The organism is Termitidicoccus mucosus (assembly GCF_038725785.1).
GTDB classification, from domain to species: domain Bacteria; phylum Verrucomicrobiota; class Verrucomicrobiia; order Opitutales; family Opitutaceae; genus Termitidicoccus; species Termitidicoccus mucosus.
This window is the reverse complement of the sequence record NZ_CP109796.1, coordinates 1,995,909-2,008,491: the sequence shown is the minus strand read 5'-3', so window position 1 is coordinate 2,008,491 and position 12,583 is coordinate 1,995,909. Positions and strand designations below refer to the sequence as shown.

6 protein-coding genes and 3 pseudogenes are annotated in these 12,583 nt (G+C 66.4%); all 9 read right to left on the bottom strand.

Annotated features, from left to right (window positions below):
- Positions 1 to 14: 14 nt before the first annotated feature.
- On the bottom strand, positions 15 to 1,442 hold the full coding sequence (locus OH491_RS06845; protein ID WP_068771748.1) for an MFS transporter: 1,428 nt from the start codon (positions 1,440 to 1,442) through the stop codon (positions 15 to 17).
- Positions 1,443 to 1,528: 86 nt separating this feature from the next.
- Entirely contained in the window at positions 1,529 to 2,695 is a 1,167-nt protein-coding gene (locus tag OH491_RS06840) for a hypothetical protein (RefSeq protein ID WP_068771749.1), read from the bottom strand.
- A complete protein-coding gene (locus OH491_RS06835; protein ID WP_342751075.1) occupies positions 2,692 to 4,488 on the bottom strand; it encodes a hypothetical protein in 1,797 nt (598 codons plus the stop codon). The genes OH491_RS06840 and OH491_RS06835 overlap by 4 nt, the downstream gene beginning before the upstream one ends.
- Positions 4,489 to 5,204 (bottom strand): annotated as a pseudogene (locus OH491_RS06830) (glycoside hydrolase family 38); the annotation flags it as partial. It lies immediately after the preceding gene.
- A gap of 174 nt (positions 5,205 to 5,378) precedes the next feature.
- Complete coding sequence (locus tag OH491_RS06825; RefSeq protein ID WP_342750930.1) at positions 5,379 to 6,935, bottom strand: NADH-quinone oxidoreductase subunit N; 1,557 nt, start codon at positions 6,933 to 6,935, stop codon at positions 5,379 to 5,381.
- Positions 6,936 to 6,983: 48 nt separating this feature from the next.
- Positions 6,984 to 8,432, bottom strand: coding sequence for an NADH-quinone oxidoreductase subunit M (locus OH491_RS06820; RefSeq protein ID WP_342750929.1), 1,449 nt, complete (start codon positions 8,430 to 8,432; stop codon positions 6,984 to 6,986).
- 167 nt (positions 8,433 to 8,599) lie between these two features.
- A pseudogene (locus OH491_RS06815) lies at positions 8,600 to 8,898 on the bottom strand (GxxExxY protein).
- Positions 8,899 to 8,996: 98 nt separating this feature from the next.
- A pseudogene (locus tag OH491_RS06810) lies at positions 8,997 to 10,481 on the bottom strand (complex I subunit 4 family protein).
- Between the two features lie 77 nt (positions 10,482 to 10,558).
- Positions 10,559 to 12,571, bottom strand: a complete 2,013-nt coding sequence (locus OH491_RS06805; protein ID WP_342750928.1) for an NADH-quinone oxidoreductase subunit L — start codon at positions 12,569 to 12,571, stop codon at positions 10,559 to 10,561.
- Positions 12,572 to 12,583 lie beyond the last annotated feature (12 nt).

The window sequence follows — 12,583 nt, the reverse complement described above, 5'->3', positions numbered from 1 at the left end:
CCCGATGTTTGCGGCTAGATTGCGGAGGCGGGTTTTCCCGGCAGCGGCGCCGCGTAGTTGTCCGGGCCGCCGAGCCGTTTCCAGTCGCGGTAAACCAGCGCCATGCATGCGACCGCCAGTGCGAACCAGCAGAACGACCACAAAAAAATCATGCGGTAATTCTGGCCCGTCAGATCGATGAACAGCCCGATCAGGAAGCTGCCCAGAATGCTGCTCCCATAGCCGAGCACGTTGAGACCGGACGAAAGCTGGGCGAATTTTTCCTGGTGAAACAACTGCATTGTAAGCGCGGTCAGTCCGAGGTTCCAGGCAGTGCTCGGCAGCATCGCCACGACGACCCAATAAACCAGCCACGACGTGCGGTCCTGAATCGCGAAATAACCGATGCCCCATGAGAGCATCAACCCCGCCAGCGCGCAGCACGCCACCCGCATCGGCGAAACCTTGTCGCACAGGTACCCGAACGGCACGTAGGTGAGCGCCGCCGCCAGCCAGCCCCACGCGAACACACGTCCGATGTCCTCCATCGACAGCCCGAGCGTGTCCCGCGTGAAGAGGGTCACGAATGGCATCGCGCACGTCGAGGCCGCCGTCACGCACGCATACATGAAAACGAAATTGCGGTAGATGGGCACCGTCAGGCACTCGCGGAAATACACGATGTAGGTGGCCAGGTACCTCGGCGCCTTTTCCCCCGCTGGCTGCCGCGGCGGCGGATACGCGCCCTCCTTCACCCGCCAGCACATCAGCAAAAACGCCGCCACATAGATCAGCCCGACGCCCAGGAACACCGCCTCGCGATGCAGGAGCACATTCGGAAGCACATACCACGAGAACACAAACCTGCCGCCCGTGCTCACCACGCGGAACAGCGCCAGAAAGCGCGCCATGAGCGCCGGCGGCACCACGTCGCGCAACAGGCACTGGTAGAGATTCACCAGCACCATGTTGAAAAAATGATACATCGCCACGAACACGCAGAGCAGCGCGAGCGTCACGCCCGCCGCCGTCATGCCCGGCGACGCGCCGCCCAGCAGCGCGTGCAGCCAGCCGCCAAGCTCCGACGAAAACCCGATCAAAATCAGCGAGCCGACCGCGCACGGCGTGGACCAAAGCAGAAACGGAATGCGCCGCCCGCGCGGCCCGCGATGCCGGTCGCTGGCCATGCTGATGCCGGGCATGAAAAGCACGTTCACGATGCCGCCCAGGCTGCCCGTCAGCACGCCGACCAGCGTGCTGGAGGCGTTGAGATCCTTCATGTAAAGCGGCAGGAACTTTGAGAAAATCTCCTCGAAAATCGAAAAGCAAAAATCGCCCCACAAAAGCCACAGGAACAGCATCACGACGCCGCCCGTCGTGTAGCGCAGCGTGCCGGCGGTGTATATTTTTCGGACGGGCGCGGCCGGTGCCGCACCGGGGATGCCGGGTGGGTTTGTCTGCATGGGCGGTTGCGGGAGGTTTCGGGGTTTCGCGGTGTGGTGATTCTTGGAAAAAGGGCGGGGATGTCGAGACGCGTGCCCGGCTCACGTCAGCTTGTCAGAGCGGCCAGTTGCTCCACAGACGTGATGGCGACATCCACGGTGCCGAGCACGTTTGTCGTGTAGCAAATGTAGCGGTCGTGCAGGCAGAACCGCGGGTGCGGATGGACATGGTAGGGCCGCCGGTCCAGCGGCGGCAGTTTTGAAACGATGCCAATCTCGCGCCCCGTTTTTATGTTGAAAAACAAGACGCGCCAGCTCCCGTCGTCCGGGTTCGCGTCGCCCGCGAGCCAGCGCCCGGCGCGGTCGCAATGCGAATGGGTGTGGCCGTTCGGCCACACGAGCTCGCGGCGCCCGGTGCGCAAGTTGATTTTCGCCGTCCCGCGCCTGTAATCGATATACCACACGTGCTCGCCGCCGGCGTCCCACCACTCGTGGCCGCGCAATGACGAGGGCAGCGGGTCGTCCGGCACGAGTTGCGTGAGCGCTCCGTCGCGTCGCAGCAGCCACAGGCGGTCCCGCGTCACGCCCTCCTCGCCGGTTGTCGGGTCGTTCCAGCCATCCTGTGCGATCAGCATCAGCCCCGGGTCAACGGGGCTGAGCTGCGCGTGGTTATGGCAAATGTCAAAGCGCCGCCACAGCCGGAACGCACCTGCGTCCACCGCGCCGCCGGTCGCCAGCGGCAGCTCGCCCGCGAACCAGTCCGCGCCGATTTGAGCATCGATGGCGAACGCGCGCCCGTCGGCGGAGCGGCTCAGGTGCGTGGCGATGCGCAGCGGGCGACGGTTGCGCGCCAGTTCGGCGGGAAACGCTCCGATCTGCGCCGCCGTGTCGCCCGGCAGCGGACCGCGTTTCCAGACCTCCAGCCCCGTTGTCCAGTAAACCTCGCCGGTCGCGGCATCGACGTAGGGCGAGGCGTCCATGAACTGCGTCTCCGGAAAATGCCGCACGGTCTGCCTCTCAAAATCCGCAACCGCGAGCTGGCGTCCGTAATACGCGTCGCCGCCCGGCGGAAACGCGCAATACATCCAGAGGAAGCGCCCGTCGTCCGAGAAGCCGGAGTTCACGAAATAAAACGAGAGCTGCAACGGCGCGGCCCTTCGCTTGTTGAGGATGAAGCTTTCCACGCCCGACACGGGATCGCGCCATCGCGTGAACAACTCGCTTTGCTCAAGCGCCGCCGCCGTCTGCGCTGTGCCCGGCATGGCGGGGTTCATGACTTGTTACCCTCCGGTGCCGCCGTTTCTTCCGCGCAGTTCACCGTGGCGCATGTCCACGCGCCGGCGCCCCGTCCGCCGCCGTCCGCGGCATGCCGCAGAATCACGGTGCGTATCCGGCCCGGCGCGAGCCGCCCGAGCGCGATGCGCCCGCCCAAAAGCTCGACTGTCGCGTCCGCCGCGCGGCCCGCGCTGCTTTGCACGCGCAGCATCCAGCCGCCGTCCGCCGCCCGCGCGAACGCCAGCAACCGCAAGCCCGGCCCGGCGCGCAGCACGCCGCCCGTGCGCGGCAGCGCGCCCTCGTGCGCCGCCGTCAGCAATGCGACCGGCGGCGATTCCAGCCGGCGCGCCAGCGCGTCGGCGTCAGCGCCCAGCGCGAACTGGAACAAGTGCTCGCCCAAGTCCATGCACGGCCGCCAAGTCTCGACGCCGGGACGCGCGCCGCCAAGCGACGCATAGGGCGCGCTCCTCGCAATCGTCGCGCCAAAGGTGGTCGCGGTGGTGTCAAAACAATACAGCGCGTCGCTCGCGAAAACGAAAGCGTCGCGCCCCCCGCCAAAGCGCACCCAGCGCCCGCCCGGCACGTCGCCGCATGGCTCGCGCCGGACGCTGCCGCCGGGCGCCTCGAACTCCGCCGCGCCGCCGATGCCGGAAAACTCCAGTTTCAAGCGCGCCGATTTTTCGGCCCAAAACGCGCGCGTTTTCACCACGACCGCGTCATCATCGCGCCAAAGCCGCAAGGTCAGTTCGATCCACGACGCCCCGCCCGCGCCCGTCAGCCGAATCCAGAGCGAAGCCCGTTCCGGTCCGCGTTCAAGCGTCTCGACCGCCTCGATTTTCCAGGCGTCTTTCACGTGGTTGACATGATTTGCCTCCGGCTCGCCGTTGTGCCCGCCCCACGATCCCCAGGGGTCGTCCACCGTGAGCACGCGCAGCCCGAGGCGGCGCGCCTGTTTTCCCTTGCGCGAAATCACGACGCGCCCGGCGCCCGCGGCGGCGCGGATCTCCCACACGCGGTTCGCGATGCGCCCGGCGCCCGCGCGAAGGTCGGTTTTCACACGAGGTGTTTTCACCGGCGCGTCCGCCAGCCCCGCCGTTAGCACATGCCAGCCACATGGCGGGATTTTCACCCGCGTGACGAAGCGTTTGCGCCACGGTGTCTCAAGCGCGAAATTGTTTTCCACGGCCACGCACTGGAACGGCAGCGCGCGCCCCGCGCCGTCGCGCACCGCGAGCGGCACGGCGTCGGGTTTGTTTTTGAACGCGTCCAGCGGGCGATAGTCCAGCGGCGCCTCAAACTCCACCGGCCCGTCGAAGGGATGCGGATTCGGGTTCCACAACAGCACGGGCGCGACGGCGGGCCGGTCGCCCGTGGCGCGAGGCACGCTTGTGTCCACCCGCGACGCCAGCGCGTTCAGCGCGTCGTTCTCCGCGCGCGCCGCGTGGTGTTGCGCCAGGCCGATCCACGCGCGCTGCCCCGCCAGCGCCCGCTCGATGGCCGTGCCGGGCAGCACGTCGTGAAAGGTGTTGAAAAGCACCGCGTCCCACGCCTCGCCCAGATCCGGCGCGGGCGGGGCCGTGCCGATGTTTTCCGCCTCGCGCAGCGCGCCGACGGCGGACACTGTGCGCTCGGCTTGCAGGAGCGCGTTTTCCGCGCGCCGGTAGGCGAACTTCACTGACGCGGCGGATGCGTAGCAGCCGCGCAGCGTAAAATTCAACTCCCCCCTGAATACCGGCAGCCGCGCCGCTTCCGCCGAGAGCGCCTCGAAAAATCCGTGCAGCGTCGAGAACACCACCTCCACGTCGCGATTTTGCCCGCGCCAGCGCAGCACCGCCTCGATCTGCGCGCGCGACGGCCCGCCGCCGTGGTTGCCCAGCCCGAGCGGCACCATCACGTTTTCAACCCCCCATTGTGCGGACTCCTCGCGGTAGGCGTCGAGCCGCCCCGGGATTTCCGCGCGCGTCGAGCCATACCAGCCGACCTGTATCCGCCATGACAATACGCGTTCGCCGCCCGCCGCCTCCCACCAGAACGCGGGCCCGGGCAGCGCGAGCTCCGACGCGAACGGCCGCCAGAACGCAAAATACTTCATGCCCGCCGCCGCGTAAATCGCGGGACAGCCCGCGCTGTGCCCGAATGAGTCTGCCGCCCACGCCGCGACCGGGCGCACGCCGAGCGCGCGCCGGAAGTAGCCGAGTCCGCGCCGGAACTGGCGCGCGAGCACCTCCGTCGCCGGCAGGTTCGTGTCGGCTGCACGTAGTTCCCGCCCGCCACCTCCCAGCGCCCCTCCGCGATTTTTTCCCGGATGCGCGCGAACGTCTCCGGGGCGTGCCGCTCGATGTGCTCGTAAACCGACGCCTCGCCGCGCGTGAATTTCAGCTCGGGAAACTCATTCATCAAATCGAGCACCGCGCGGCAGGTGGCGATGCCTTCGTTCAAGCCCTCGCGCCAGTCCCATAGCCAGACGGGATCGAGGTGGGCGTTGGTGATAATATGAAAGCGGGTCATCAGGGCGTTTCTTCTCGCCCGGCTCCCTGCGGAGCGCAACGCGCCGCATGTTGAAGCGTTCAACAAAAAGCGGCCCGCCCCGCGTCCGCCGCCCGCGGGATTGCGTCGCCATGAGCAAACGGACATGAACCTGTTGCGGCTACGGGACGGCCCGCCGGGGCAAAAGCAATTTTTCTACGAAAATGCGAAAGGCTTGCGCGACTGCGCAAACCGCAATGTCCGGCCCTCCGAAATTGAAATGTCTCCGCCCGTGGAGATCCAAGGCTCTACAATCGCGAGAGAATCGAGGGAAACACACCGAGGACCAAAGCAGCGCGGCGCAGAGCACCAAGGAGAGCGCGGGCAGCGCCGGACGGGAATCCGCTTTGCGTCCTTGGCCGGGCCGGCGACCAGGGCCTGTTTCAGAATCGCGAGGTAGTAATAAAGCGCGACGGCGCTGAAGGCGATGGCCAGGATCGCGAGCCAGCCGGCGGGACCGCCGAGGCCGTTGAGTTTCAGGACGGCGGCGAAGACGGCGAATTTGCCGAAAAAGCCGGCCAGCGGCGGCACGCCCGCGAGCGAGAGCACAAAGACAAAAAGCGTCAGCGCCAGCAACGGCGAGCGCTTCCAAAGGCCGGCGAGATCGGTGAGTTTCTGGCAGGGCGCGTCGCGTTCGATGACCGAGACGACGCCAAACGCCCCCACGGTCGCCAGTCCGTAGGTCGCGGCATAATAGAACAGCGGACCGACGCCGCCTCGCGCGATGATGCCGAGGAGCATCACGCCCGCGTGCGCGATGGCCGAGTAGGCGAGCAGGCGGCGGACGTTGGTCTGGGCAAGCGCGCCGAGGTTGCCGACGAACAACGAGCCGAGCGAGAGGACAGCCACCACGGGCATCCAGCCGGCGGCGAGCGGAAGCGCGGCCGCGTCACCGGCGAGGCTGTGGAGCCCGGGCCAGAGCAGGCGCAGGAAAAAGGCAAAGCCGGCGAGCTTCGAGGCCGATGCGACCAGCGCGGCCGCGGAGGAGGGCGCGCCTTGGTAGGCGTCGGGCGCCCAGAGATGGAAAGGCACGGCGGCGACCTTGAAGCCGAAACCGACGAGCACCATCACGAGCGCGACGAGGACGACCGGCGAAAAGCTGTCGCGGAGCATGAATCCGAGCGAAGTGAGGTCGATGGTGCCGGCGAGCCCGTAGAGCAGGCTGAAGCCGAAGAGCATGAACGCGGCCGACGTGCCGCCGAACAGGAAATATTTCAGGCCGGCCTCGGCGGAGTCGGGGCGGGTCTTGTCGAAGCCGACAAGGATATAGAGCGACAGGCTGGCCAGCTCGATGGCGAGGAAGCCGAGCAGGAGGTTGTTGGCCGCGGCCATGAGCGAGAAGCCCACGGTGGCGAAGAGGATGATGGCGACGTATTCCGCCGGATGGCGCAGGCGCGACGAGCCGGGCAGGAGCAGGAGTGTGAACGCTGACAACGCATACGCGCCGAGACGCGCGCCGACGGCGAGTTTGTCGATGTCGAGGGCGCGCTGGAGGGCGAAGCCGGACGGGCCGGCGCAGGCGGTCAGCCAGGCCGCGCCGGCGAGGGCGGCGATGCCGATGAGGGCGGAGACGGCCGCGCGCGGGCCGCTTTGCCGTTTGCCGGCAAACAAATCGAAGCCGAGCACGAGGAGCGCGCCGATGACGAGGACCGCTTCGGGCGCGAGCGCGCGGGCGAGGCCGGAGTAGGAATCGGAAAGAGTGGCGGGGAGCATGTTCATCACAGCGCGCCTCCTTTCAGCGCCGCCTGGAAGAGCGGCGACTCAAGCGCGGTATTTATCCAGTGAAACAGGAAGCCGGGACGCAGGCCGACGAAAATGGTCGCGGCGAGCAGCAGGAGCGCGCCGGCTTTTTCGGGCCACGTGATGGGCGGCAGGATGGTCGGGCATGGCTTTCTCGGAGGTGGTGCCGAAGAAAGAGAGCTGCACGGCGCGCAGCGTGAAGGCGGCGGCGACCAGCACGCCGACGACGGCCGCGAGCGTGACCAGCGGCGAAAACTGCCACGCGCCGACGAGGATGGTGAGCTCGGCGGGGAAGCCGCTGAAGCCCGGCATGCCCATCGAGGCGAGCCCGGCGAGGACAAACGCGACGGCCGCGAACGGCAGCAGGCGGAAGAGCGGCAGCGCGCGCAGCGCGGAAATCTGGCGAGTGTGCGTGCGCTCGTAAATCATGCGCCCGACCACGGCGAAGAGCAGTCCCGCGATGACGCCGTGCGAAAACATTTGCAGCACCGCGCCGCTCACCGCGCGCGGGCTGGCGACGGCGAGCCCGAGCATCACGAAACCCATGTGGCTGACGCTCGAATAACCGATGACGAACTTCAAATCCTCCTGCACGAGCGCGACCAGGCCGGCGTAAACGATGCCGATGAGGGCGAGCGCGATGAGCACGGGCTGGAAAAATTCCAGCCCCGCCGGGAACAGTCCGATGCCGACGCGGAGGCAGCCGTAGGCGCCGAGTTTCATGACGACGCCGGCCAGCAGCATCGACGCTCCGGTGGGCGCGGCCACGTGGCCGGTCGGCGCCCAGGTGTGGAAGGGAAACATGCCCGCGAGCACGGCGAAGCCGGTGAACACGAGCGCGAACATGCCGGTTTGCTGCACCGGGGTGAAATTGGCCGCCGCGACCGCGAGTTGCGCGAGTCCGAAGCCCGCGCCGCCGCTGGCGGCGTAGGCCCAGAGCACCCCGGCAAGGACGAGCGCGCTGCCCGCGAACGAGTAGAGCACGAGTTTCATCGCGCCGTATTCGCGGTTGGTGGAGCCCCATTTCGCGATGAGGAAATATTTTGGGACGATGGCGATTTCGTAGAAGACGAAGAACAGGAAAACATCCGCGCTGAGAAACACGCCGTAAACGCCGCCGATGAGCGCGAGGTAGAGCGCGAAGAACTCGCCGGCGCGCTCGTCGATGTTCCACGAAAAAAGGATGCCGGCGGTGGCGGCGAGCCCGGTGAGGACGACGAGCGTCATGCTGATGCCGTCCGCCGCGAGGTGGTAGCGGATGCCGAGTTGCGGAATCCAAGGGCAGTTGACGAGGTCAGCCAGCGCGGCGGCGGGCGTGAAGCCGGCGGCGGCGGCCAGCGCGACTCCCCAGCCCGCGAGCGCGGTGAGGAGCGCGACGCAGCGGGCCGCGCCGGGCGATTGACGGCCCGCGAGATAAGCGAGCAGCGCGCCGGCAAAGGTCAGGTAAATGGTCCAGGGCAGGAGTGGCATGGTGAAAGTTTTTGATTTTGAATTTGTCGGCGCCGGCGCGAGGGAGGTTTTAACTCAATGGTGATTCGGTTGTTAGGCACGGAGGCACAAAGGAATGGAAAATATTCCTCCTCCTTTGTGCCTCCGTGCCTTTGTGTGAGAATCCTCGTTTTATTCCAGTTGTCCGTTTATGACGCGAGTGATGCCGTTTTCGAGCTCCTCCCGAAATTCAGCAAGAAACCGAGTTTCAATCCGGTCAGCTTCAAATAGGTGAGAAACTTGCGGGCGGGGTTTGGTCGCTCGACTGATTTTAACTCAAGAATGACTTTTCCCCGACAATGATGTCTGCCCGAAACCCTTCGTCGAAACTCATCCCGTGAAAACGAATTGGGACGAGGACTTGGCGTTGGACGGCCAATTGCTTTTCGAGTATTTTGGCAAGCAGGACTTCGTAAACCGTCTCCAGCAATCCCGGCCCCAATTCCATGTGGAGCCGCATTGCTTCATTCACAACGATTTTGCCAATTTCGTTTTCTGTCATGGAAAGGTTTGAGCGCAAAGATTGTCGCGGCGGCGGGAATGTCTTTACCGGGAGAAGAGGTTGATGAGAAGTTGCGGCCAGACGCCGAGGAGGAGCATGAGGGCGGCGGCGGGGGCGAGGACGACGAGTTCGCGGGCGGTGAGGTCGGTGACTTTCTCCGTCGCGCCGGCGACGGGGCCGTGGAAGACGCGCTGCCAGAAGGTCAGCAGGAAAAGCGCGGTGATGAGCAGGCCGACGCAGGCGACGGACGCCGCCCAGGGGACGATGCCGAAGACGCCGCGGAAAATGAGGAACTCGCCGACGAAACCATTCAGGCCGGGCAGGCCGAGCGAGGAGAACATGGCGACGCCGCAAAAGAGCGCGAAGACCGGGGCGACCTTGCGCAGGCCGCCGAAATCGCCGATGCCGCGCAGGCCGCCGGTGCGTGTCTCCAGAATCCCGATACAATAGAAGAGCGCGGCGGCGGAGAGACCGTGGTTGAACATTTGCAGGAGGATGCCGGTGTAGGCGGAAACGTCGGCCTGCGCAAAGGCGCGCGGTGCGCCGCCGGCGCAGATGGCGAAGAGCGCGAGCAGGCAGTAGCTGAGATGGTTGACCGACGAGTAGGCGATCATGCGCTTGAGGTCGGTCTGGCGCAGCGCGGCAAACGCGCCGAGCACGACGCCGCAGAGCGCGAGGCTGAGCAGGCAGGGCGCGGCGGCGTGAAGCTGCCCGGGGAAGAGCGGCGCGAGGATGCGCAGGAATCCATAAACGCCCATCTTCGACATGACGCCGGTGAGGAACATCGACGCACCGCCGGAGCCTCGGCGTAGGCGGAGGGCAGCCGTGGAAGGGAAAGAGCGGAACCTTCACCGCCGGCCGAGGAGCACTCCGCCGAAAATCAGCCACGGCAGGCTGGCGCCGAGGCTGCCCAGCGCGGCTTGCAGCGAGCCTTCGGCGGCCATGCGCTCGAGCGCCACGAAGTCAAACGTGCCGGTGGCCGCGTAGAGCGCGGCGAAGGCAAGCAGCATGAACACGCCGCCGCCCATGGTGTAGATGACAAATTGATAGGCCGCGCGCGGCGCGCCTTTTCCGCCCCAGAGCCGGATGAGGAAAAACGCGGGCACGAGGCTGAGTTCCCAGAAGATGAACCAGTGGAAGAAATCGAGCGCGAGAAACACGCCGAGCGCCGCGCCTTGGAGAAGGAGAAAGAGGATGCCGATGAGGCGTCCGTCGCGCCCGATGCTCCAAGTCGCGTAAAGCGCGGCGGGGGCGACGAGGCCGGTCAGGAGCACGAGCAACAGGCTGAGTCCGTCGAGCCCGAGGTGATACTGGATGTTGAGCGCGTCGATCCAGGCGTGTTGCTCGACGAACTGGAGCCCGCCTTTGGCGCTGTCGTAGGAGGCGCAGGCGATGAGCGCGAGGACGAGCGTGGAGGCGCTGAAGAGGAGCGCGACGGGACGGCTGAGGCGGTTGTCTCCGCGCGGGAAAAACGCGAGCAGCAGCGCGCCGAGCCAGGGGACGAAGATGATGGAGGAGAGAAAAGGCATGAGCGGGAGGACGGAAAATTACGAATGACGAATGCCAAATTACGAATGAAGAGGGCGGTGGCGGAGGTTTGTCTGGATCACCAGATGCCGGCGATCATGATGACGACCATGAGGGCGACGAAGCCGAGGGCGATGGCGCCGAGGTTGTCGTGGGCGTCGCCCGTCTGGGCGCGGGAGTAGGCCTTGCCGGTGCCGCGAAGGGCCTCGCTGGTGCGGTCAAAGCCGCCGTTGAGCACGTCCTCGTCGCCTTCGCGGTTGATGAAACCGATGCCGCGCCCGAGGAGGGCGAGGAGACGCACGAGGCCGTCGATGATGCAGCGGTCAAGGATGTCGGCAAACGCGGCGAGGAGGTTTGTGAGGCGTCCGAAGGTGGCGGCGTAGAGTTCGTCGAACCAGAGGCGGTTGGCGAGCGCGCGCCAGAGCGCGGGGAAGGTTTTTTCGAGCGGGTCGGCGGCGGTGGCGGAAACACGCGGACGGCGGATGTAGAGCGCGGCGCCCGCGCCGATGCCGAGCGCGACGAGCGCGATGGAGAGCCACATGAGCCCGCCGCCCTCGGTGAAGATGGCCGCGAGGCCGTGCGCGGCGGCGGGCTGGCCGGCGAGGGTTTGCTGGAGCCAGGGCCAGGCGGGCGTGCCGAGGAAGCCGACGAGGATGGAGCAGGCGGCGAGGAGGGTGAGCGGGAGCGTCATCGCGGGCGGGTTCTCATGCGCGTGCTCCGCGGCGTGCGAACGGGGTTTTCCGAAAAAGACGTTGCCTGCGAGGCGCGCGCATGTAGAACGCGGTGAGCACGACGGCGACGAGTCCGACGCAGAGCGGGAGGTGCGAGACAGGCCAGTGGTGCGCGGCGTGGAGGATGCCCTCCTTCGAGTAGAAGCCGGAAAACACGAACGGCACGCCGCGAGCGCCATCATGCCGATGGAAAGGCGGCAAAGGTGGCTTTCATGCGGCGCGAAAGCCCGCCGAGCAGGCGGATGTCCTGCTCGTGGTGCGGCGTGGATGACGGAGCCCGCGCCGAAGAGCAGCGCCTTGAAAAAGGCGTGGGTGAGGAGATGGAAGATCGCGACAGGCCACGCGCCGACGCCGATGGCGAGCATCATGTATCCGAGTTGTGATACGGTCGAGAAGGCGAGGATGCGCTTGATGTCGTTTTGCGCGACGGCGACGACCGCGCCGAAAAGCGCGGTGATGGCGCCGATGAAGGCGACGACGGTGAGGGCGTGGAAGTGCGCGCCGGCTTGGTCCACAGCCATGAGCGGATAAACGCGCGCGATGAGGAACACGCCCGCGGCCACCATCGTGGCGGCGTGGATGAGCGCGGACACGGGTGTGGGGCCTTCCATCGCGTCGGGGAGCCAGACATGGAGCGGGAACTGGCCGGATTTGCCGACCGCGCCGCAGAAAACCAGGAGACCGATGCCGGTCGAAACCGCCAGCCCGCAGGGAAGCAGGAATGCGAGTTTGGAAAGGGCCGCGGTTTCGAGGAAACCCGCGCCGCCGTCATAGAACAGCAGCGTGTCGGTCGCGCCGTGCAGCCAGAGCATGCCAATCAGGAAACCCAGGTCTCCGATGCGCGTGGTGATGAAGGCCTTCTTCGCGGCGGCGGCGGCGGACGGTTTGGTGAACCAGAAGCCGATGAGCAGGTAGGAAGCGAGGCCGACGAGTTCCCAACAGATGAAGGTGAGCAGGAGGCTGTTGGAGACGATCAGGCCGAGCATCGAGGCGGCGAAGAAACTGAGGTAGCAGAAAAACTTCGCGTAGTTTTCGTCCTCCTTCATGTAGCCGGTGCTGAAAAGAAAGATCAGGAAGCCGACGAAGGTGACCATCACGAGCATGAACGCGGTGAGCGGGTCGAGCAGGAAGCCGAGTTCGACGTGGAACCCGCCGGATTCGAGCCAGGTGAAGTTGAAGCTCTGGTGCGCGGCGGGGCCGGCGAGCGCGTCGCGGAGGGCGAGGCAGGAGAGGACGAAGCCGGCGGCCATGGCGACGAGCGCGAGCGTGGAGGAAAGCGCGCGGGAGCGGCGCGGCGTGACCGCGCCGATGGCGGCGGCGGCAAGCGGAAGCGCGGGGATGAGCCAGAGGAGTTTGGTCATGGCGGAAATTAC

What these genes read in the sequence shown, in the direction of transcription:
- OH491_RS06845 (WP_068771748.1), bottom strand. Translation starts at nt 1,442, where the DNA reads ATGCAGACAAACCCACCCGGCATCCCCGGTGCGGCACCGGCCGCGCCC.
- OH491_RS06840 (WP_068771749.1), bottom strand. Translation starts at nt 2,695, where the DNA reads ATGAACCCCGCCATGCCGGGCACAGCGCAGACGGCGGCGGCGCTTGAG.
- OH491_RS06825 (WP_342750930.1), bottom strand. Translation starts at nt 6,935, where the DNA reads ATGCTCCCCGCCACTCTTTCCGATTCCTACTCCGGCCTCGCCCGCGCG.
- OH491_RS06820 (WP_342750929.1), bottom strand. Translation starts at nt 8,432, where the DNA reads ATGCCACTCCTGCCCTGGACCATTTACCTGACCTTTGCCGGCGCGCTG.
- OH491_RS06805 (WP_342750928.1), bottom strand. Translation starts at nt 12,571, where the DNA reads ATGACCAAACTCCTCTGGCTCATCCCCGCGCTTCCGCTTGCCGCCGCC.